Genomic DNA, 22033 nt, shown 5'->3' on the forward strand with positions numbered 1-22033 from the left:
AAAATATTATCCTGCATTGTAAAAGTAACGAAGATTTCAATTGGTAAAATATCAAAAAAGATATTGGTTGATAAAATGCAATACTATATTCAGGCCACTACTGTAAGGGGTGGTACAACAACTCCCTGCTTTACAACGGCATGCCTTGTTATAATGGCTCCGGGCCCTATTACAGCGCCTTTTTCAATAACAGCACCACCGCCTACATATGCATTGGCAGACACGTGTACGAAGTCACCGATAACAGCGTCATGATCAATCACAGCACCGGCATTAATAATCACGTGATTCCCGATCCGGCTGTTTGCCTGTACTACGGCATTCGCAAGTACCACGCTCCCTTCTCCTATAGCAGCGTTCGTTGCTACATAAGAAGTGCGGTGCAACAACCCGGTAAATGAATGGGCTACTTTCTCTGCCAATATTTCCCTGACGTTGTTATTCCCAATACCCAATATCAATGGTAATTCGGGAAAAAGCAGCGGATCGTAGGAGCGGATAATCGTATTGTTGCGGCTACCATGATGTGCAGCATCATCTGAGAACATCACAGGCACCTCAGCGCCGGTGAGCATTCCAAGATCTGCCAGCACATTAGCATGCCCCCCCGCACCGTAAATAAGAAATGATGTGGACATTATGCGGCTAGTTTAGGTTTTAATCCCGGTTTTAAAATTACATATATCAGCACCAGCGGTACACCAACAATCGTTATATTCATCACCAAATTATTTTGATTACTGATGATGAATACGTCAATCACCGCCTGCACCACTGCATACAAGGAAGCCACCAGTAAGTGCGGTATCTTTCTTTCATTGGCCAATAGCTGGTAAAAATGTAACCGGTGTGCTTTAAAAATATTTTGTTTGAGTGTTAAGCGATGGATAATGGTCAGAATAGTATCTACCCCATAAACCGACAATAATAGCAGGTATTTCCATTCGCCCGTAAATAAAATGAGTTTCAACAGCAACGTAATAATCCAGAAGGCAATCGTTACACTACCCACATCTCCTGCAAAACAAGCCGCCTTCTTCCTGAAATTAAAAAACAGGAAAACAGCACATGCCAGCATAGGCAACCAGATCATATCTTCATTGATGAAATGAATATGCTGTATGTTTACAAACTGCAGGGCCCCCAGGGTAACCAGGCTGTATAAACCAGTGATGCCGTTAATACCATCCATAAAATTGTAGGCATTAATGATACCGATGACCAGTATGTACAAAGCGATGATAGCATAAACAGGGAAATTCCCGAATACCGCCAGATAGAAAAACATCAGCGACACAGCTGTTATATGAAACAGTATCCTTACTTTATTCGGTAAAGAATAAATATCATCCAGGAAACTAATGACACCAATAATAATGACACCTGCGGCGGGAATACCAAATCCATGAAAATCAAGGATCAGCGCCATCAGGGCTGCCATCACAAAAACAATGCCTCCTCCTCTGATAGTAATACTGGTATGAGAACTGCGCTCATTGGGCTTATCAATAATATTGTAATGAGCAGCCAACTTAAAATAAACTTTGATCAGCAAAAAAAATGCTGCTACCAATGCCAGGTACATCATACTATAAATCTTATTTTCTCCGTAACAACTGATGGTTTCCAGTTAAGCAAATTCCTCGCTTTAACATCGCTGAAGGTCAGTGTGGTCGTAATTTTTTTAAGCTTGCTGCTGTTCACCGGAAATTTATCTCCCAGCAAATCACCCATCAGCGCCAGTAGTTTTGCTACCGGAAAAGGTATGCGCAACGGATCCTTTTTGCCCATACCGCGGGCGATACTGTGTTCCAGCTCCCGAAAACTGGGATGATCCCCATCTGTCAAATTATACGTTCCGCCTATTTCTGCCACAGCAGGAAGAATAGCAGCAATATCCTTCGCCCATACAATACTTTTCTTTGCATTTGCCTTACCAATGCTCAGGTACTTTCCACTCCTGATACCCCGGATCATCGCTTTAAGATTTCCGGGAGGGTTGTTGCCCGCTATCAACGGTAAACGTAAAATACTCAGTTTTATATGATGCTTCGCACACCACTCTTCGAGGTATTGCTCAGCCATAATCTTACTTTCTGCATATGGTGTATCACCGGCCAATGGATGATCTTCGGCAATCAAAACGCCTTCCTCCTTTCCATACACGGCCACTGTGCTGATAAACACGAATGCTTCGGGAAGCGCCGCCGCCTTCTCCAGCGACTGGCATAGATTGACGGTTCCCTGAAAATTTACCTTATAAAAATCTTCTTTCTCCGCCGTATTTCCCGGTATGCTATGCGCTTTTCCGGCACAATGAATAACGTATTTAACAGCTGGCAGATTGATGACCATACCGCTGCCCAGATCGGCCGCGATATGCCTCCCGCCGGAAACCGGCGACTGCCTCCCCAACGTAATAAAGTGGTACCTGCCGTCGAGAGTCCCAATAATTTCTCCCCCCAAAAAGCCTGAAGCACCGGTTAACAATATATCAATTTTCACTTGCTGTCATTTTTAGATATTTATCCAGGATAATTTCCCTGGTATATTTTGTTTCCGCCAGAGACCTCGCCCTTTCGCCCTTATTTTTAAGCTGTAAAACATCTTCAGGAGACAAGCTGTTAAAGAAATCAAGCAGCATGCGGGTGTCCTTCATCGCATAGCACCAGCCTACATCGTTCTCATTGATCATTCTGGCAATCTCGCTTTCGTCATCACCAATAAAGAGAATCGGCTTTCCCGCTGCAAGGATATTGTAAGATTTTGATGGCACGCCAAGGCCGGCCATCCCTTCCTGCAGCGAAACAATACCTACATCGCCGGCGTTTAAAAACTCGCGCTGCTGACTACGGGAAAAAGAATCCAGCATGGATACGTTACGCAAATGATTAACAGCTACAAATTGCTTCATTTCTTCCTTCACAGCGCCTTCCCCGATAAACATAAAATGCACCAATGGATTCCGGATCTGTTTAATAACGTTACATAACTCCATCAGTCCCTGTACACGGCCCAGATTCCCGGCAAATTGAAAAATGATTTTTTCCGTAATCCCCAGTTGCTGCACAATCCTGTTTTCATCCTTCCCTGTCGGGAAAATGCTTTTTGTATCGGCCCAATTTTCTACTACGTATATGGCTGGCTTCCTTTTATACCCTTTTAGCTTCTTTTCAAAAATTTCTTTCATATCTCTTCCCAACACAAACAGTACCGCCATTTTACTATACGCCTTGTTAAAAATCCATTTCAACAATTTATAGCCAATACTGCTGGTTTTCATCAACCTGGCTGCTACCAGGTTTTCCGGGAAAACATCGTGTACAATCGTAAAGCATTTCAGTCCTTTTAACCTGCTGATCAAAGATACCAACAGCACTATTGGTGCAGGATTGGTAACAATCAGTACGCGATCACCCCTACGTGCCTTTGCCATCAGCTTAAATGAAAGCTGCACACTTAATAACATCATTCTGAGGGAGCGTTGTAATAGCTTATCCTTACTCAACGGCAGGGCTTTTACCCGATGAATTTTCACACTTTCATTTGCAAAAGCATCGTTGGATACGATATTGGATTTTTGGTAAGAAGATGGACCACATATCACATGCACCTCACTATTTTGCGCAATGTGTGCACTGACTTCCGTCATGATATACGCAGTGGACGTTTCTTCCGGAAAAAATAGCTCGGTTACTACCCATAATTTATTCCCCATAATTATTCATAGTTTTTCCAAACTGTTTTTTTAATATAGTCGGTATAGGAAATAATTATCCTAACCACTTTATCTGCTACGTTAGGCATGGAGTAGTCAGCTACTTCCCGGAAATTCCTGGTATCTCTTTCCTGATATTCCAGTTGTTTTAATCCCTGTAAGATCCTTTCCGGGTTCAGCCCTACCATCATCACCGAGGCTTCTTCCATTGCTTCCGGTCTTTCATGTGCTTCCCGGATATTTAGTGCAGGGAAGTTAAGGATCGACGACTCTTCCGAAATAGTACCGCTGTCTGACAATACTGCTTTCGCCTGCATTTGCAGTGCGATATAGTCACTGAGTCCATATGGCTTCATCAGCTTTACCAGTGGATCAAAAGTCACGCCCTTTGCCTCAATCATTTTACGGGTACGGGGATGTGCGCTCACAATCACCGGCAAACCAAATATGCCTGCAATCTGGTTGAGCGAAGTAACGAGGTTATCAAAGTTCCTGTCGGAGTTAATGTTTTCTTCCCGATGTGCAGATACAACAAAATATTCCTGCTCTTTCAACTGCAGTTCATCCAGGATATGCGATTGACGGATCTTTGGCATATAGTGATGCAACACTTCATACATAGGACTGCCGGTCTTGATGATCCTGTCGGCTGGTAACCCCTCGCGCAGTAAATATTCTCTGGCGATATCTGAATAGGTCAGGTTAATATCACTGATATGATCTACTATTTTCCGGTTGGTTTCTTCCGGTACGCGCTGATCAAAACAACGGTTACCTGCTTCCATATGAAAAATAGGAATCTTTCTTTTTTTGGCTGGAATAGCACATAAACAGCTATTGGTATCTCCCAATACCAGGAAAGCATCCGGCTGCTCCGCTTCCAGCAGCGGGTCAATCTTTATAAGGATCTGGCCGATTGTTTCCGTAGCGGTTTTGCCGGCAGCTTCCAGAAAATGATCAGGTTTGCGCAAGCCCAGGTCTTCAAAGAAGATCTGGTTTAACTCATAATCGTAATTTTGCCCGGTATGCACCAGTACATGCTCTATTGCTTCCGACTCATCCAACTTAGCCAATACCCTTGATAATCTTATTATTTCCGGTCTGGTGCCCACTACTGTCAGCACCTTCAATTTCTTTATAGCTGTACTCATGATGATTATTGTTAAAAAACTTTTTAAACGGTTTCAAAGTAGGTATCAGGATCCTGCGGATCAAAAAACTCATTAATCCAGAATACGGTATATAATTCTTCTTCTCCGATGTTCTTAATATTATGCGTGTACCAAACCGGCATATCTACGTATGATGGCTCGTTTCCGTCCAATTCGAAATTCAATACTTCTTCCGTATTATATTTCCGTAACTGAATCAGTGCCTTCCCCCTGATGACCAGGAATCTTTCAATTTTCCGGGTATGGAAATGATTTCCCCGGGTGATACCGGCATGCGTGGTAGAAAAAGATACCTGTCCGCCTACCTGCAGCTTTACCATCTCTACAAAAACACCCCTGTCATCCGCATGTTGCTTCAATTTAAAAGGGAAATACGTTTTATGGTCGATATAACTTCTGAAAGTATTAAACAGGTGGATGCTGAACGCATCCGGAAGCGCCGGGATCACTCCCTGCTCCAGGTACAGCTTTTTAAAATCTGTCAATTTTGAAAGGATCTCAGACACATACAATTCCGCCGTAGGCTTTACTTCATAATCGCGTTGATGATCGTTGTTACGAATGGCATCAATGATCAGCGTGGCCAGTTCATCCACATGGATCAGCTTCAAAAAACCATCCTGGTCTATTTTAGGCGTTTGATCATTGCAAAGCTGGTGACAGAAAGTAGCGACTACAGAATTATAAAATGGCTTCCCAAAAGGACCAAATACATTCGGGATGATCAATCCTGAAAAATTTGCCTGATGGCTGACAGCCCACTTCTCCAGCAGTTCACGTCCACCTTTCTTGGATTTACCATACAGGTTATCCCTTTCTTCCTGGGTAGAGGAAGAAAAGATGACATGCGGATGATTCCCCGCTTTGGTAAGTGCTGTTACCAGTTGCTGTACCAGCCCAAGATTGGTATCATGGATCAGCTGCGGATCCGGATCACGGTTCATAGCCGCCAGGTGTACAATTACGTCACATTGTTTCACCCATTCGGTTAGTTGTGCTTCCGAATCAAAATAAGATCTGCTGAAAGGGATGAGCGTAAACTCATCTTTCAGTAAACTTATTTTGTTAAACAGGTAAGATCCTACAAAGCCATTCTGGCCGGTAATTCCTATTCTTTTCATTTTATAATTTATTCCAGTCCAACCATAGTGAAGCATCAAAAGACCAGCGGTCTTCTCCCGATTGTTGCACATCCAGATCTGAATATACCATTAAGATGGAACCTGGCTCCAGTGCTTTTATACCATTGGCATACCCCGGAGGGATGCTTAATACTGCTGGTTCGGCCTCATTCAATATAAGGTATTCTGCCTTCAGATCCTTCGAAGGCTGGCTCCAGTCATCAATTTTCACCCACGCCAGTGCAAATTTTCCTTTGGGAACATAAAAATATTTTTGTTCCACTTTGTGCCCCTGCCATGCGCGTACAACACTTATATCCGGATGCACAATCTGGTAGAAACGTTTTACATCCGGGAAGGTAAACTCATTTACAAATCCCAGTGTTCCCCTTGCATCAGCAAAAGAACCGCCTTTTATTAGTTCTACTGATGCCATTAGTTCTTCAGTTCTTGTTGAACGTAGTCCAGTTTGAGTAATAATGCCTTCAGTTCTTCGTCGCTTAATCTGTATGTATTATGGGAGTGGTAGTCCTGTGCTTCTGCAATCTTGCTATCGCCTTCAGAAAAATACTTGGCGTAGTTCAGATCACGGTCATCTGCGGCAATACGGTAATAATCACCCAGGTCCTCTGCTTTTCCAAACTCTTCCCGTGTCAGTAATGTTTCGTAGAGTTTTTCCCCATGGCGGGTACCGATTACTTTTATTTCATTTTTCGCTTTGAAAATTTCGCAGAGTGCTTCCGCTACCTGCCTGATAGTAGCAGCAGGTGATTTCTGTACAAAGATATCACCCGGATTGGCATTTTCATAGGCAAACAATACCAGTTCCACCGCGTTATCCAACGACATCATAAAGCGTGTCATTTCAGGATCTGTAATGGTCAGTGGTTTACCTGCCTTGATCTGGGAAATAAACAAGGGAATTACCGACCCTCTGCTGGCCATTACGTTGCCATAGCGGGTACAGGTGATCAGTGGATTGGTACGCAAGCGGGCTTTGGAAATAGCCACTTTTTCCATCATGGCTTTGGAAATACCCATAGCATTGATGGGATATACGGCCTTATCTGTACCTAAGCAGATGATCTTGCTTACTTTATTTTTAATAGCGGCTTCCAGTACATTTTCTGTACCCAGCACATTGGTTCTTACGGCTTCCATAGGATAAAATTCACAGGAAGGCACCTGTTTCAGTGCAGCAGCATGAAATACATAATCCACGCCTTCCATAGCACCGTCAATGCTTCTGAAATCACGCACATCTCCCATATAGAACTTTACCTTTTCGCTACGGAGCAGGTTGCGCATATCATCCTGTTTCTTCTCATCGCGGCTGAATATGCGTATTTCCCTGATATCAGTATGTAAAAAACGATTCAGTACTGCGTTACCAAATGATCCGGTACCGCCGGTTATCAATAAAGATTTTCCTTCAAACATGATTAATTCAATTTTAATAAAACGTCAACGATTCTTTCTGCAGTTTTTCCATCCCATAATGGCGGGATGCCGCCCTTTTTCCAGTTACCGGAAAAGAGCTTTTCAAAAGCCGGAGGAATGGCAGCAGGACTAATCCCCAGCAGTTCATTTGTACCAATGTCGCAGGTTTCCGGTCTTTCGGTATTAGCCCGCAGCGTCATACAAGGGATATGCATTACGGTAGTTTCTTCCGTAATACCACCGGAATCAGTGATTACTGCCCGGGCATATTGAACGAGGTAGTTAAACTCCAGGTATCCTAATGGTTCCACCATATGGAGGTTAGGTGCTTTGATGCCAATGTTGGCGAGCATTTTTGCGGTGCGTGGATGTACCGGAAACACCAGGGGAAGCCCTTTTGATGAGCTGATAATGCCATCCATCAGCAGTTTGAGGTTTTGTTCCTGGTCCACGTTGCCAGGGCGATGCAGGGTCATCACGATGTATCCTCCTTTCTGCAGTCCCAGTTCGTTCCAGATATCAGGTTGTTTGAAGTGTGGCTGGTGTTTCAATAAGGTATCAATCATGGTGTTTCCCACCAGGAACAGGCGCTCTTCAGTTACACCGGATTTCCGCAGGTTTTCGTTAGCGGTTTCTGTGGTCGTAAAAAAATAGTCTGTGATAGCATCCGTGAGCAACCGGTTGATTTCTTCCGGCATGGTCCAGTCTCCGCTACGGATACCGGCTTCCACGTGCGCTACTTTTATATTGTTTAATTTTTTGGCGGCCATGGCACAAGCAATAGAAGATGTAACATCTCCCACTACCAGCACCAGGTCCGGCCTTGTATCCATTAAGATCTTTTCGTATCGTACCATAATGGCCGCTGTTTGTTCCGCCTGCGTACCACCACCTGCTTCCAGGTTGATATCAGGTTCCGGAATACCCAGCTGCTCAAAAAAATCAGCACTCATCTTTTTGTCGTAGTGCTGACCTGTGTGAATGAGCCTGTAACGAATCCCCTCTTCCTTTCTTTGTTTTATAGCTTCAATAATCGGAGCTATTTTCATGAAATTGGGTCTGGCTCCGGCTATAATATCTATCAACATAACTTAGCTTTTATATTGTTTAAAATCCTGTATGATATCTTCCATTTGTTCCGGCTGCAATGCTGACTGAAAACGCCCGATATACTTTTTGAGGGCTTCTTCCGGCATGTCCCACCATTGGAGGGCTTCCAGTTGCTGAATTATTTCTTCCGAAAATCTATACTTAATAATCTTCGCGGGCACCCCACCTACAATAGCATATGGAGGAACATCTTTTGTCACCACAGAGTGGGCGGCTATAATAGCGCCGTTGCCAATCTTTACGCCACCCATTACAGAAGAATTTAACCCTATCCAAACATCATTTCCAATCGTAACAGGAGCAGGACGGTCATCAAACTTATCTTCCGTAATCCATGAATACCCGGTACCATTATTTACAGAAAAAAATAAGGGCGACGTAGAAATAAAATCTGTTGGATGTGTACCAATACCAATAATGATATTCTTTGAGAACGAACAGTATTTACCGATCGTTGCACTGTTAATATTGGTGCCATGTCCTATGTAAGAATACTTGTCGATGGTACTTTGTCTTATTACTACAGATCTTTGAATGCGACATTTTTCAGAAATCACCGTTGCTTTATCATAAAAGACAAAGAATGACAGGTGACGATTTTTCCACCAGTCTTTGAAATGCTTTACGCTGAAATGATGAAGGATCAGATCAAGCATGCTTCCTCCTTTTTAAAGCATATTCCACTGCGCCTATGATAGAACCAGCCATTTGCTCCGGTGTTCTGTTGTTGCGATAGTGTTCCTGTGCATTTTTCCCCATCCGGATCACTTCCTCTTTATTTTCTATGATCCATTGCATTTGCTGTTGAAGCGCTTCTACCCCACCTTCATAGATAATTCCGTTTTTCCCGTTGGTGATATTTAATACTTCGCCACCGGTGATCGCATTTTTCTCTGTTACAAAAATGGTGGCGTATCCCATGCTCGTCAGTACAGACAAACCTGCCTGATTAGGCGAAATACAGGCCAGCGCCCGTGTGTAGAATGTCTTAAGAATTTCGCTGTCGTAGATAGCGCCATGCAGGAAAATTTTATCTTCCAGTCCTTCTTCTTTTACCCATTTCTCAATGGAAGCGCGTTCAGGCCCCTCGCCAATAATATTTAAGACGGGCAGGGCCTCGCGGCTGGTTTTAATTTTGCTGTACGCCTGCAAAAGAATATCAATACCTTTTTCCTTATACAGGGTGCCTACAAAAAGAAAAGTATTTCTTTCCGCTACCAGGCCGTTCACCGGACTTACGTAAGTGGTATTGTTGGCAACAAAAATCTTATCTGCACTAAAACCTGCCTGTACAAATTTGGTTTTAGGATAATCGCTATAGAAGATGAGAGACTCGGCTTTTTTACCAAAGAAATTCCTTACAAAGTCCCATTGTTTTTTATCATCAAATTTATTGCTGTAAGAGGCAGATACGCCTATCCCCCAGAAAGACATACTGTACTTTCTCCAGGGATTCAGCATCAGCGCCATGAGCCGCAACCAGCGCAGCTCATAAAGCCCTATCACTGCATCAAACTGTGCGCATAACTTGTGCAGCGATTCTTTATGAATAAAAAAAGGCCCTACCTGTTTACCAGGTGTGAATACCGTTTTATATGGATATTTTTTGTCTAAAAACTTGGGATCCGTATAAGCCACGGTCAAGTCGTACTTCTCATTAATAAGTTCAAATATTTTTTCCCGATATGGCCACACTTTGTTATAAACAATCAGTAGTTTCATTACATTCTTTTTAATACAAAAATTAAGGGTTATCTTTTTAATGCTTTCAGGATCTGATCACTGTATATTATTACCTGACTATCGTGACGTTGAACAAAGCTTTCCAGGTTGGGAGCTTCCTTTAGCATCTGTGGTTGTTTCTGCTTATAGTAATAAACTTCCCCATCCCAGAATACTACGCCTGCAGGCCGGTTGCTATTCACTTCTGCCCCCATGATCTTTTTAACATAGGCAGAAAATGCATCCATCGGTACCAGTGTCATAAATGACGCACCTTTACCCTGCCAACGGGGCCATACAAAAGGAAGTACGGGCTTATTCAGTTCCTTGCCCAGCTCCAGTGCTATCCGCAGGTTATTCTCTATATATTGCTCGTTATAACTTCTGCTCACCACTCTTTCTGAATAAATCATATAAAGCGACGGACAAATAACATCTGCATACTTTAACAGGTCTCTCAACTGATAACACTGGCTCTTCCACTTTTCATTAGCAGTAACTGTTCTGAATGGCAGTCCGTAAATACCCCATTGCACATTCGGCCGTTCCTGTTTTGCAATCGTGATGGCTCTTCTGAACTGCGTGGCGATCTTCTGATAATCCTGGTTACCGGAATGGTTGTTGGTCAGTATTTCCAGGGCCTCTCCTTCCCAGTCCAATATGCATACGCCACCTGCACTTTTATCCGGGTATATTTTCCGGATGCTGGTAACGAGTAAATTGCTGTCTACGTTCAGACTATTCTTCGCTACAATACTGCTCTGACCAATTATCTTTGCCACAGCAATATTCTGCTGCCCCTGTATATAGTTATTCGCTTTGTCGCCCAGCCCGCTGATGGCAATGTATAACCGGGGATTGCTACTGGCCGGTTTTGCTGTTTGCGCAGATGCAGCAGGCAGTTTACCTGCAATGCCCAGCAGCAATATACCTGTAAACACCTTATATGTTTTTATCCAATACATCATCATAATCAGTTTAAAGATTCATCGAAAGACCTGTTCTTTATTTCAAAAAACAAGGCAAGCAGTATCCATAATCCGGGAGTAATAAAGATCCCCCCGGAAGTCATTGACAACAATAAATAACCAAGCAATATCAATAGCAAGGCAATATGACGGTGTAACCTGTACCTACTGGCATGACCTGCTTTGATGAGCACCTCAAAGAGGATCAGCAAAAACAGGATGCCACCAACAGCTCCCAGCGACATCAGTAATTCAAGGAATACGTTATGCGGGTAGATATGGCTATGATCCGTCACATATTTATCCCCGATAAAAGGGTGATTACTGAACTGGTCCCAGGCACTGGCATATTCATAGTCCCTGTCTTCCTTCTCGCCATTGGCTACGTTATCAAAAAAGTGGGTTAACCGATAAAAGAGGAATACATCATCCGAAAATATCTTCGATCCTATACCACTCATCATCAGGCCACCCAATAGCATAAAAATAACCAGGGCAGATTTTAAGACGATGCTCACCGTATTACGGGACATTCTTAACTTAAAATAGAAGAGTATACATACCGATAATATGAGGGAAAGAAAAGGCCCTCTCGATGCGCCCAGCAATACGTTAGCCACTCCGATGATCACACACATAAAAACTGCGATGCCACCTTTTATGGTTTTCGGTGCATCAAAAAGCAGTTTGCTCAGTCCTAAAACAGCCAGCAACATGCCATAGAAGCTGATCGTAATCGGATTAATCATGGCTTCACTGGGATCATCTCCCACAGCACCTCTGGTAGACATCAGCGCCATGGTAATACCATTACTTGTGAAGAAGGATACAAAGATGATGATATTGCTGACAAACGTGAAGATGAATGCCCATTTCAGAAACTGCTTTATATTGATATAAGGCGCTGCTGCTGCCACCGCAATTACCGGCAGAAAACAGTTGGCAAATGCCATGGAATACATAAAGAAAGTACTGTACCTGCCATTGCCAAACTCAATTCCACGCAGACTTACATCTACAAAAAGGCGGCAGGAATAAATGAACCATAACAACAATAAAAGGAAAGTACCTTTCGATACTTTCTTCATCGAAAACGGAACACGGGCAATCACTACCAGCGAAGCTAGTGCTATCAACACACGAAAAGCGGCGTTAACAGGCGTTGAATTAACTTTCAGGAACAATGGAACAGCACATTGAATAGGGTATCCCAACGCCAGAAACAGCACGATAGCACTCCCAAAAAAATTGGCGATTTTGCTATGGCGGTTATATGCTGCATCCAGCGCCATATGATTCACGGCTATATCTTTATATTCCAACTGTATCATGCTTGCTTATTCACTTTTCGTACTAATTCCAGCCAGGAGTCAGCCCATCTTTCTGCGTTAAAACTGTATTTTATGGTGTCAATGGCATTTTTGGCCACCCTTTTTCTTTCTTCGGGGTTATTGACCAGATACTCTATAGCCCCCATAATATTTTCGGTAAACGGCATTGTCAGCATGCCGTTGTAGTTATTCAATAAAATATTATTGATCCCGCCTATATTGCAGGCTACCACCGCGCATCCTGCGCCCATTGCTTCCAGCAGCGAAAAAGAAGTACCTTCTGACGCTAGTGTTGGCACCACCGCAATGTGGAAATTGCCATGAAACCTCAGGGAGTCATTGAAGTCGTATTTGGTAATATGAACATTGGAGCGGTTTTTAAACCGTTCGGCCAATAGTGGTTCCAGCTCTCCTTCTCCTGCAAATGTGAAGCTCAGATTTGAGTATCTTTTATTCAGGTTCTCTACAATATCCGCCATCACCGCGATACCTCTGATCTTGGTAAAGCGCCTGGCGATGAGTATCTTAATGGTTTCTTCTCCGGCGTTGCCAAAATTGATATTGGGCGTTTGGCTCACGCTCGCAAAATTGGGGATTACGAAAATTTTCTCTTCTCCTTCCCTGGAGGTGAACGTGCGGTACCAGGATAAATAATTGTAATCCACACAAACCTTATACTCTGATTTGGTAAAGTAACTGTAGGCTTTGAAAGACTGCATTAATTTGGTCACCACATTCAGTTGCATTTGCGCCATCAGCTTACGCATGCCCGTATTTAATTCCAGTGAGTCGAAATATATGCCATGCTGGATACTGATGGTTTTATAAGGCGCAATTTTTACAGACAGGGTATCAGCACCCCAAATCACCAGGTCGTTCAACGGATCAATCTGTGATACATGGCGATCAAACAACGGCTTCATCTGGCGTTTCGACAGGTTATAACCTACCAGGTTAACGTCGTTATCAATTTTCCTGTTAAAATCTTTGTTCCCAAACTGTATAATGGATACATCGAGCCCCTCGCCTGCCAGCACAGCAGCCAATGACAGCAGATAGGTTTGTACACCTCCTACTGTTACATGTCCTCCGTCAAAATCATACACGCGGGGGTAAAATATATGTACTTTAAACTTACTCATAATCTAAAATTTACGTTCTACAGTTCCTGAATGGCCTGTCTGAATAAAGAAAACATCTGATCTCCCCGGGCAATCTCTCTGTCAAGATCTGTTTGGAAAAGACTGATCCTGTTTGCATAGTCAGCACGAATCTGTTCTACATAATTTACCAGCTGATTAACATCAAACGGGTATTTCCAGCAGTCGAACGATTTAAAATTATCACTGACGATTTTCAGTTTCTGTTCCACTTCAATGCACACTGCGGGCTTGTTGAGCAGCGCCGCAAAAATAGCCCCGTGGAACCTGGCAGTAACGAACATATCAATACCTGCCAGTTCCTGGATGAATGCTTTGAAGGTATATCTTCTGGCATCCCAGATCATGGCCTCGATATTTTCCCGCTTAATAATATCCAGCCATTCAGGATCACGTTCTTCTGAAAAAAGAATATATTTTACTTCATATCCTTTTTGCTGCCAGATGCGGGTGGCTTCCAGTAACTTGCCGTAATAGGCATGCCCTTCATCTGTATGTTTCCAGTCGCGCACGATGATGCCGATCACACGTGGGTCTGCTGCTGGTTTTGTTTTTGTAAAATAGTTATTGACAAAAGAAGAGTTAAAACACAAATCGCTGCCCAGGAACAATCCTTTGGACTCCCACGATTTACACATATCATAACTCACCACATCGCGAACCAGTGCCTGATCCAGCTGACGGAAAGTTTGCATCGCTACCCTCTCCTCTACAGAATCTTTTACAAACGGGCCCACGCCAATACCGATGGCCACTGTTTTGGCGGCTTTGATACCGCTTACTTTCTTAAACCCTCTTAAACGTGGAAGCACAACGGATTTGAGGGTTTTATAGTCAAAGAAATATTTCAGTTTCTTCAGGGTCATTTTAGGAAGATACTTGACCTGCGTGTTAGGGAAAGAGAAAAACTGGGTACCTCCTCCGTAAACGAGCATATCTACATCCAGTTTACTAAAAAGATCTTCGGAAGAAATAATTCTTGCTGCAGGAAGTAACTCGTTGAAATAATCTGCTTTGGTGCAATAGAAGCCAAATTCATCTTCACGCAGAATATCTTTAATGTGATCATACATTGTAATCATCAATGCATCATCTCCAAAGTTATTCAGTCCGTATCCCCCTCTTACCAATACTTTCATGTTATCTGGTTATTATATGGTTTTTCATATGGTTATCAAATGTCTTCCCCGTCAGTGCTATTGCTGTAGTGTACCCAGCTGTTTTGCCCTGAAGTATATTTTATTCTCGCTTTTAAGCTGGTTGTAATGCGAAGCGTCTCTGCTACCGATTACTTTAGCGGGATTGCCGGCTACAATAGAAAACGGAGCTACGGTGCCTGTTACCACACTTCCGGCGCCAATGATGCTGCCCTCGCCAATACTTGTGCCGGGAACAATAATTACATTCCCTCCGATCCAAACATTTTCGCCAATGCTCACAGGTTTTGTATCCACCCGGTGATCATAAGGAATATAATGTGCGTCTCTGAACACGTGATTGGCGGAGTATATCGTTACATCAGGTCCTATAATAGTTCCCTTTTCTATGGTAATACCACCTACGCCATATAGTTTAGCGCCAGGGCCAATATAGGTGTACTCCCCTATAGAGATGTTACCTTCACCGCTGCAGTGAAACGGGCGACCTATTGATACACCTGCACCCAGCAAGTGGAACTTTGTCCGMCTGATACCCGCTCTGTGAATGCTGTTGGCAACAGCATTGTATATTTTACTAAGAAACAGACCTGACATGTTTATAAATTCTATAAAATATCCATAAAATAATGGCGCATGCAACGAGTAAAATCAACAGCCGCACGTATATGCTCAACTTGAACATCATCATCACTATAAATGCTATAAAGATGATTCCCCAGATAGCCAATGATTCAGGAGATATCAGGAAATAAGCATCTGCCAGTTGCTTTTTTATATAGAAGGGAACAAATACCACGGTGCTGATAAAGTAGGCAAATGCATAGGCACCTGCACGCCCTTCCGAACCGCCCTGCTTAATTCCCATCATATAAAAAATAGCCAGCAGTCCCCAGATACCGTTACTCAACATACTCCACCACATAAAGCTACCTGCTGCAAAATTCCTGGCTATGCCCTGCCGGTGGGCAATAACGATAGTACCGATCATTACAATCACTACGGTACCATTTAAATTGCCGGATGTAAAATCCTTACCAAAAGCGATACCTGCCATTTCAGGCACCAGTATAAAAGGCAGCGATAAAAATATGCCGATACCCCAGGGAACAAAATTGTTGATGGCTTCCAGTTTAGCATTCCGCTGTTTAAAATTGCGGATCACCTGCGGCAGCAAAGCCTGCCCCAGCGTGGTATTTACCACACTGATAATAAGTGAAATACTGAGTGCTGCATTATATACCCCGAGATACGCATAACCTGTTGGTTCTTTTGCCAGCAACACATTACAATACCAGTTCACCGGCAATACCAGTATGCCACTTAAAACCGCTGGTAAGCTGAAAGTGTATAATACCTTTAACTCCTTGCGGTAATCCTTTTCATTTACATTGATACCAAATTTCTTTGTTTCCTTTTTGATCTCCACCCAACTCAACACGGCTATTAAAAGTGCATTGATGGTTAAACTCAGAATAGCACCGTTTACGCCCATTAAATAGGTAAGCCCTATGGAAATCGGCAGGTTAATAACCCCTGCCATCAGGTTAACCTTCGCTATTTTTTTAAATGCTTCCAGACCAGCCAGGATGCCTGTTTGCACGCCATTAATAGCGTAAAAAAGGATCGCCCAGGAACCATATCTCAGGCCGGTGCCGAGGTGGGCATTCTCCAACGAATGCTCTGCCAGCGGGCTCGCCGAAAAAAACAATGACACACTGATAATCAATCCCATTAAAATAGCCATATGCATAGCCATCTTTGCTATTCTACCCGCTTTCTGTTTATCGGTATCCCTGAATTCCGCAATAAATTTTGTGGTGGTGATCCCCAGACCGAATATGGAGAAAACGATAAACATGTCGATCGTTGACCGGATCATCCCCATCTCTCCGAAACCTTCCTTTTTTAGCATGCGGGCGATCACAATAGAAGATAAAAAGATCAGGGCTCTGAAGACCACCGTTCCCAGGAATGTCCAGAAAACACCGTGTACTATCTTCTTACCAACTTCTGATTTGTTAACCTTCGCTTTCAGCGCAAATATGATATCTGCAAGCCTTGGCATATACTTCTGGATAATTATCATCGTAGTATCTTGATCGGAAAATATTTTACATATTTCCTGTTGTGATTCCGTTTAACCTTTATTTTGTAACAACTGTTTTTTCCAGAATGGCATCAATAATCCTGGCACTTGCTTTACCATCACCATAAGGATTGTGTAACATGCTCATAGCAGCGTATCTTTCACTATCCAGTATGAGCCACTCCGTTTCATGGAAGATCTTTTCAGCAGAGGTACCTACCAGTATTACCGTTCCTGCATCCACTGCCTCCGGACGCTCAGTGGTATCTCTCATCACCAGTACAGGCTTGCCCAGACTCGGTGCTTCTTCCTGAATACCGCCGCTATCTGTCAGCACCAGGTAACAATGTTTCATGAGATAAATAAATGGCAGGTAATCGAGCGGTTTGGTCAGGTATATATTTTCAATACCACCCAGTTTATTATAAACAGGTCCCTGCACATTAGGATTCAGGTGAACCGGGTAAACGATGTCCACATCAGGAAAGCGGGTAGCTATATTTTTCAGGGCATCACAAATATTCAGGAAACCATCTCCAAAACTTTCCCTTCTGTGCCCTGTTACCAGGATAAATTGCCTGCCTTTCGAAATATCATATCCACTCTCCGCTAAAATCCCTTCCAGTGATAATTTCAGCGATGCATCGCTTTCTATTTTATCCAGTGCCAGCAGCAATGTATCTATTACGGTATTGCCGGTAATAAATATGCTTGATTTCGGCATTCCTTCATTCAATAAATTGGCTTTAGACTTCTCAGTAGGTACAAAGCAGAGATCCGCAATTTTGTCTACTACCTGCCGGTTAAATTCTTCCGGCCACGGTGAATGAATGTTAAAGGTTCTCAGCCCCGCTTCCACATGTCCTATCTGAATCTTTTCATAAAAAGCCGCCAGTGAAACCACAAAAGCGGTAGTAGTATCACCGTGCACGAGGATCAGGTCAGGCCGGAACTCTTTCAACACTACTTTCATTCTTGACAGAATGTTGATAGTGATATCATAAAGATCCTGTGATTGCTGCATGATATCCAGGTCGAAATCAGGTGTAATATTGAAAGTTTCCAGTACGCTGTCTAACATATGCCGGTGCTGGCCTGTTACACAGGTTCTTGCATCAATCAGGTCACTATGTCTGGCCAGTTCCATTACAACCGGAACCATTTTTATAGCTTCCGGCCGGGTGCCAAAAACTACCATTACTTTTTTCTTTTTGATATGGCTCATCCTTCTTATTTATGGGTCTTTCAACAAAAGGTTTCTCAACTAAGGGTTTTCAACAATCCTGTATTTATAAGAATCGGGTATGGCAACCGCTTTTCACTATAGTCTTCCGTCTACCAGAGATCGGTCCAAAATGGCTTTCGCATCAAACAGCACTGCATCATGACCATTCTTCAAGGCGTTATAATCAATTGCCTGGAATTCATTGTGTGCCACTGCTACCAAAATAGCATCATATTGTTTTGACACATTATCGATCAGGTCCAGACCATATTCTTCTTTTACCTCTGCTTTATCTGCATGTGGATCATACACATCGACCTTCATTCCAAATTCAGTCAACTCTTTAAAGATGTCCACCACTTTGGAATTACGTATATCCGGGCAATTTTCTTTAAACGTAATACCGAGAATCAGTGCTTTTCCTCCTTCCACTCTGCGCCCTTTCTTTACCATCAGTTTAAGGATCTTGTTAGCGATAAATACCGCCATCATATCGTTTACACGTCTCCCGCTCAGGATCACCTGCGGATGGTAGCCCAATGATTCCGCTTTGTGCGCCAGGTAATAAGGATCTACGCTGATGCAATGTCCACCAACAAGTCCGGGTCTGAATCTCAGGAAGTTCCATTTGGTACCGGCAGCGTCCAGTACATCGTTGGTATCAATGCCAAGGCGATCAAAGATTAATGCCAGTTCATTTACAAAAGAAATATTAACATCACGCTGCGCATTTTCTATGGCTTTGGCAGCTTCGGCTACTTTTATGCTCGGCGCTTTATGCGTACCGGCCTTGATGATACTTCTATATAGCTGATCTACCCTTTCTGCCACCTCAGGTGTAGAGCCGGAAGTGATTTTTTTAATCGTAGTTAATGTATTCACTTTATCACCTGGTACAATACGCTCCGGAGAATATCCGGCGAAGAAATCTACATTAAACTTCAGGCCGGATATTTTCTCCAGCAATGGTATGCAGTCCTCCTCAGTACAACCAGGGAATACTGTAGATTCATAAATGATAGTATCTCCTTTTTTCAGAATGCTGCCCAGCATTTCTGTGGCCTTGAGTAAAGGCCGTAGATCAGGTGCATTAAAACGATCAATTGGAGTAGGTACTGTAACAATGAAAGTATTATATGCTTTAAGTTCTTCCTTTTTATCGGAGAAGCTCAGTCCCTTTCCTTTGCCATCTTTCTTTTTCTCTAATGCTTCCTTCATCCCTTCGAGGTCAGCCTCCAGGGTATGGTCAAAGCCGCCTCTCAGCTCTTCTACTCTATGGCTGTTAATATCGAATCCCAATGTACTATATAGCTTTCCAAACTCAATCGCCAGCGGTAAGCCAACATAACCCAGTCCGATGATCGCAATTTTTGATTCCTGATTCATTTTATTGATAATTTAATTAGAATAGTTTCCTTTATAATATTACTTACCGAATATTACTTTTATTTTTTTAGACAATCCTTTGTCTGAGCTGGCATTATAACCGTATCCATACCCATATCCATAGCTGTATCCATATCCTTTTCCAGCTTTTACATCATTTACAATGATGTTCATTTTGGGCATTTTATGGAAGATGAAAAGTTCTTTGGATATCTGGAGTTGTTGCTTGAAAGTATATCCCTGTCTTACCAGGTAAAGGGTAGTATCCGCGAAGCTACCGAGTAGCTGGGCATCCGTTACCAGTCCAACTGGTGGTGCGTCCACAACAATATAATCGAAGCGGGAACGGAGGGTCTGAAACAATTCTTTGGTGGCATCTGTCAGCAGCAATTCAGCCGGGTTTGGCGGAATGGGGCCGGAGCTGATCATCCAGCAATTTTCATTAATGCCGGAGGGTTTGATTAGTTCACTCAGTGGCGTTTTTCCGATCGACCACGTACTGAATCCGGTACGATTATCCAGTCCCAGTTTTTCTGATATTTTGGGTTTGCGGAGATCCATTTCCATCAACAGCACTTTCTTCCCTGACAACGATAAAACCGCCGCCAGGTTAGTGGCAATAAAGGTTTTCCCTTCACCACTCATACTGGATGTCAGGAGGATTACCTTCTCCGAGGGATTACGCAATACAAACTGCAAATTGGTACGCAAAGCTCTGAACTGCTCTGCAACAGGGCTCACCGACTCTTTGGATATAATAACCGCCGTTTTGTCGTCCGTATGACCTACCTCAGCCAATATAGGAGCAGGAGTGTTTTCGGTGATGTCCAGCTTATTTACTACCCGACGGCTTAGTATATCACGCAGGTACAAACCAATAGAAGGTAAAATAATACCCAGTATCATTCCCAGCAGGTAAATCAAAGCCCGTTTAGGCATGTAAGGAAATGCTTCACTTTTGGCCAGATCAATGATTCTTGCACCTGCCAGGTTGGAAGACTTGGAAATAGCAGATTCTTCGCGCTTCTTGAGTAAAAACAGGTACAGCTCCTGCTTAACCGCCTGTTGCCGGGAATAATCCAGGAATACCCTTTCCTTGGCAGGCACCTGCTGAATCTTCCTGTCAATGGCGCCGGATCTTTGTTGTAACTGGCCAATACTAGTTTGTATGCCGGTTTTGAAAGAAGACAAATTACTTTTCAGATCTCCTCTGAGACCAACCAGCTGTTCATCGATGTTTTTCACTACCGGATTAGACGGCGTGTTTGACATCAGCAAACGCTCTCTTTCCAACTCCAGACCATTATACTTTCCAATAATAGATACAAAGTTGGGATCTTCCAGCACAAGTGAAGAGGGCACAATCCGTTTATTATTTGTTTCGTCATTGATGTATTTTTCCAGGGATTCAATGACACTTAATTTAACCTGCTGTTCTGTTAGTTGCCTGGAGAAGTCGCCCGTACTGGATATTAAGAGTTTAGCCTGTTCTCCGAGATCTGCCAGCTGATTATTCTGTTTGAAAGTCTGAATATCTTTTTCCACGCCTGTCAGCTCATGACTAACCAATGCCAAACGATTATCTACGAAGGCGATAGTGCTGTCTGCAATCCGGTTTTTAGCATCCACGCTTAACTGCATATAGGCCTTAATCAGCTCATTTAATATGAGCTCGCCTTTTTCCGGGATAGTACTGGTCATCGTCAAATCGATGGTACTAACCTGCTTATTCGGAATATTTACCGATAATTTATTACGGTAAACGGTTACTGCTTTATCCACTGATACCACTCTCACCACATAGTTTTCCTTAATCAGGTTATTACCCGGCTGCCTCATCACCTTCATCACTCCTTCCGGCAAATGCAGCGTGTCGTTCCAGGAAATATCCTTATTCACGATCCCTTCGGCGCTTACGTGTACTTTAGATTCGGACAAGGGTCTCACAACATATTCAGCGTCTGGCAGCGTATCGTTCAAATTAGTCCATTGCACGGCGAAGGGCAGCTTGCGGAATTGTTCTGCTGTTTTCAATCTGCCTTCCAGCCAATAGGATACATTCAGTTGCAGGTCCCTGACCGTTTTCTCCATTAATGAACGGGACTTTATAATTTCCATTTCATTGTCCACATTGCTCTTGCTATTGAATATCTGCAATTGCTGTAACATATCCTTTTCAGGGCTGTCGCCGCCTTTCTGATCATCCTGTATCAATATTTTGGCGTTCACTTTGTAATCAGGCGTTGCATACCTCAGGTATAGCCACGACAATGCGATGCCGGCCACTACGCAGAGCAGGAACCAGTACCAGTAACTGATCACTTTGTCGAGCAGCTTCCTGAGATCAAAAACCTTATCAGGTTCATTATGCTGATGTAAAACACCATTTACATTTACAGCAGTTTGTCCATTACCATTATAATTCTCCGACATA

The 22033-nt window shown here is 43.1% G+C and carries 20 protein-coding genes; all 20 read right to left on the minus strand.

Annotated elements, in window-relative coordinates:
- Window positions 1–89: 89 nt before the first annotated feature.
- Complete coding sequence (locus tag AC1DCV_RS16280; RefSeq protein ID WP_477024122.1) at window positions 90–638, minus strand: PglD-related sugar-binding protein; 549 nt, start codon at window positions 636–638, stop codon at window positions 90–92.
- Window positions 638–1588 carry an MraY family glycosyltransferase gene (locus AC1DCV_RS16285; RefSeq protein ID WP_477024123.1) on the minus strand — a complete coding sequence of 317 codons (951 nt, stop codon included), beginning with the start codon at window positions 1586–1588 and terminating at the stop codon, window positions 638–640. Before AC1DCV_RS16285 ends, AC1DCV_RS16280 begins: the two co-directional genes overlap by 1 nt.
- Window positions 1585–2505 carry an NAD-dependent epimerase/dehydratase family protein gene (locus AC1DCV_RS16290; RefSeq protein WP_477024124.1) on the minus strand — a complete coding sequence of 307 codons (921 nt, stop codon included), beginning with the start codon at window positions 2503–2505 and terminating at the stop codon, window positions 1585–1587. The genes AC1DCV_RS16285 and AC1DCV_RS16290 overlap by 4 nt, the downstream gene beginning before the upstream one ends.
- Entirely contained in the window at window positions 2495–3718 is a 1224-nt protein-coding gene (locus AC1DCV_RS16295) for a glycosyltransferase family 4 protein (RefSeq protein WP_477024125.1), read from the minus strand. Before AC1DCV_RS16295 ends, AC1DCV_RS16290 begins: the two co-directional genes overlap by 11 nt.
- Window positions 3719–3720: 2 nt before the next feature.
- A complete protein-coding gene (wecB, locus tag AC1DCV_RS16300; protein ID WP_441576230.1) occupies window positions 3721–4869 on the minus strand; it encodes a non-hydrolyzing UDP-N-acetylglucosamine 2-epimerase in 1149 nt (382 codons plus the stop codon).
- Between the two features lie 23 nt (window positions 4870–4892).
- Window positions 4893–6011: a polysaccharide biosynthesis C-terminal domain-containing protein gene (locus AC1DCV_RS16305; protein WP_477024126.1), complete on the minus strand. Its 1119-nt coding sequence runs from the start codon at window positions 6009–6011 to the stop codon at window positions 4893–4895.
- A 1-nt stretch (window position 6012) separates the two neighbouring features.
- Complete coding sequence (locus AC1DCV_RS16310; RefSeq protein ID WP_477024127.1) at window positions 6013–6447, minus strand: cupin domain-containing protein; 435 nt, start codon at window positions 6445–6447, stop codon at window positions 6013–6015.
- A complete protein-coding gene (locus tag AC1DCV_RS16315; protein ID WP_477024128.1) occupies window positions 6447–7451 on the minus strand; it encodes a polysaccharide biosynthesis protein in 1005 nt (334 codons plus the stop codon). Before AC1DCV_RS16315 ends, AC1DCV_RS16310 begins: the two co-directional genes overlap by 1 nt.
- A 2-nt stretch (window positions 7452–7453) precedes the next feature.
- Window positions 7454–8539: a non-hydrolyzing UDP-N-acetylglucosamine 2-epimerase gene (wecB, locus tag AC1DCV_RS16320; protein WP_477024129.1), complete on the minus strand. Its 1086-nt coding sequence runs from the start codon at window positions 8537–8539 to the stop codon at window positions 7454–7456.
- 3 nt (window positions 8540–8542) lie between these two features.
- Window positions 8543–9217 carry a CatB-related O-acetyltransferase gene (locus AC1DCV_RS16325; protein ID WP_477024130.1) on the minus strand — a complete coding sequence of 225 codons (675 nt, stop codon included), beginning with the start codon at window positions 9215–9217 and terminating at the stop codon, window positions 8543–8545.
- The gene (locus AC1DCV_RS16330; protein ID WP_477024131.1) at window positions 9210–10283 is read right to left on the minus strand and encodes a glycosyltransferase family 4 protein; all 1074 of its coding nucleotides are present in this window, start codon (window positions 10281–10283) and stop codon (window positions 9210–9212) included. The genes AC1DCV_RS16325 and AC1DCV_RS16330 overlap by 8 nt, the downstream gene beginning before the upstream one ends.
- Window positions 10284–10312: 29 nt before the next feature.
- Entirely contained in the window at window positions 10313–11224 is a 912-nt protein-coding gene (locus AC1DCV_RS16335) for a hypothetical protein (protein WP_477024132.1), read from the minus strand.
- Between the two features lie 32 nt (window positions 11225–11256).
- A complete protein-coding gene (locus tag AC1DCV_RS16340; RefSeq protein WP_477024133.1) occupies window positions 11257–12582 on the minus strand; it encodes an O-antigen ligase family protein in 1326 nt (441 codons plus the stop codon).
- Window positions 12579–13724, minus strand: a complete 1146-nt coding sequence (locus AC1DCV_RS16345; RefSeq protein WP_477024134.1) for a glycosyltransferase family 4 protein — start codon at window positions 13722–13724, stop codon at window positions 12579–12581. Before AC1DCV_RS16345 ends, AC1DCV_RS16340 begins: the two co-directional genes overlap by 4 nt.
- Before the next feature lie 17 nt (window positions 13725–13741).
- Window positions 13742–14881 carry a polysaccharide pyruvyl transferase family protein gene (locus AC1DCV_RS16350; protein WP_477024135.1) on the minus strand — a complete coding sequence of 380 codons (1140 nt, stop codon included), beginning with the start codon at window positions 14879–14881 and terminating at the stop codon, window positions 13742–13744.
- A gap of 57 nt (window positions 14882–14938) precedes the next feature.
- Window positions 14939–15496 (minus strand): acyltransferase, encoded by a 558-nt coding sequence (locus tag AC1DCV_RS16355; protein WP_477024136.1) that lies wholly within the window; start codon window positions 15494–15496, stop codon window positions 14939–14941.
- Window positions 15477–16967, minus strand: coding sequence for an oligosaccharide flippase family protein (locus tag AC1DCV_RS16360; RefSeq protein WP_477024137.1), 1491 nt, complete (start codon window positions 16965–16967; stop codon window positions 15477–15479). Before AC1DCV_RS16360 ends, AC1DCV_RS16355 begins: the two co-directional genes overlap by 20 nt.
- Before the next feature lie 79 nt (window positions 16968–17046).
- Complete coding sequence (gene wecB, locus AC1DCV_RS16365) at window positions 17047–18213, minus strand: non-hydrolyzing UDP-N-acetylglucosamine 2-epimerase (protein WP_477024138.1); 1167 nt, start codon at window positions 18211–18213, stop codon at window positions 17047–17049.
- 96 nt (window positions 18214–18309) lie between these two features.
- Window positions 18310–19599 carry a nucleotide sugar dehydrogenase gene (locus tag AC1DCV_RS16370; RefSeq protein ID WP_477024139.1) on the minus strand — a complete coding sequence of 430 codons (1290 nt, stop codon included), beginning with the start codon at window positions 19597–19599 and terminating at the stop codon, window positions 18310–18312.
- Window positions 19600–19638: 39 nt separating this feature from the next.
- The gene (locus AC1DCV_RS16375) at window positions 19639–22032 is read right to left on the minus strand and encodes a GumC family protein (protein ID WP_477024140.1); all 2394 of its coding nucleotides are present in this window, start codon (window positions 22030–22032) and stop codon (window positions 19639–19641) included.
- Window position 22033 lies beyond the last annotated feature (1 nt).

This window comes from Chitinophaga sp. 10T418, from assembly GCF_056394125.1.

Excerpts from the sequence above, each read along its gene's own strand:
- AC1DCV_RS16280 (WP_477024122.1), bottom strand. The coding sequence starts at position 638 with ATGTCCACATCATTTCTTATTTACGGTGCGGGGGGGCATGCTAATGTG.
- AC1DCV_RS16285 (WP_477024123.1), bottom strand. The coding sequence starts at position 1,588 with ATGATGTACCTGGCATTGGTAGCAGCATTTTTTTTGCTGATCAAAGTT.
- AC1DCV_RS16295 (WP_477024125.1), bottom strand. The coding sequence starts at position 3,718 with ATGGGGAATAAATTATGGGTAGTAACCGAGCTATTTTTTCCGGAAGAA.
- wecB (WP_441576230.1), bottom strand. The coding sequence starts at position 4,869 with ATGAGTACAGCTATAAAGAAATTGAAGGTGCTGACAGTAGTGGGCACC.
- AC1DCV_RS16305 (WP_477024126.1), bottom strand. The coding sequence starts at position 6,011 with ATGAAAAGAATAGGAATTACCGGCCAGAATGGCTTTGTAGGATCTTAC.
- AC1DCV_RS16310 (WP_477024127.1), bottom strand. The coding sequence starts at position 6,447 with ATGGCATCAGTAGAACTAATAAAAGGCGGTTCTTTTGCTGATGCAAGG.
- AC1DCV_RS16315 (WP_477024128.1), bottom strand. The coding sequence starts at position 7,451 with ATGTTTGAAGGAAAATCTTTATTGATAACCGGCGGTACCGGATCATTT.
- wecB (WP_477024129.1), bottom strand. The coding sequence starts at position 8,539 with ATGTTGATAGATATTATAGCCGGAGCCAGACCCAATTTCATGAAAATA.
- AC1DCV_RS16325 (WP_477024130.1), bottom strand. The coding sequence starts at position 9,217 with ATGCTTGATCTGATCCTTCATCATTTCAGCGTAAAGCATTTCAAAGAC.
- AC1DCV_RS16330 (WP_477024131.1), bottom strand. The coding sequence starts at position 10,283 with ATGAAACTACTGATTGTTTATAACAAAGTGTGGCCATATCGGGAAAAA.
- AC1DCV_RS16340 (WP_477024133.1), bottom strand. The coding sequence starts at position 12,582 with ATGATACAGTTGGAATATAAAGATATAGCCGTGAATCATATGGCGCTG.
- AC1DCV_RS16345 (WP_477024134.1), bottom strand. The coding sequence starts at position 13,724 with ATGAGTAAGTTTAAAGTACATATATTTTACCCCCGCGTGTATGATTTT.
- AC1DCV_RS16350 (WP_477024135.1), bottom strand. The coding sequence starts at position 14,881 with ATGAAAGTATTGGTAAGAGGGGGATACGGACTGAATAACTTTGGAGAT.
- AC1DCV_RS16360 (WP_477024137.1), bottom strand. The coding sequence starts at position 16,967 with ATGCCAAGGCTTGCAGATATCATATTTGCGCTGAAAGCGAAGGTTAAC.
- wecB (WP_477024138.1), bottom strand. The coding sequence starts at position 18,213 with ATGAGCCATATCAAAAAGAAAAAAGTAATGGTAGTTTTTGGCACCCGG.
- AC1DCV_RS16370 (WP_477024139.1), bottom strand. The coding sequence starts at position 19,599 with ATGAATCAGGAATCAAAAATTGCGATCATCGGACTGGGTTATGTTGGC.
- AC1DCV_RS16375 (WP_477024140.1), bottom strand. The coding sequence starts at position 22,032 with ATGTCGGAGAATTATAATGGTAATGGACAAACTGCTGTAAATGTAAAT.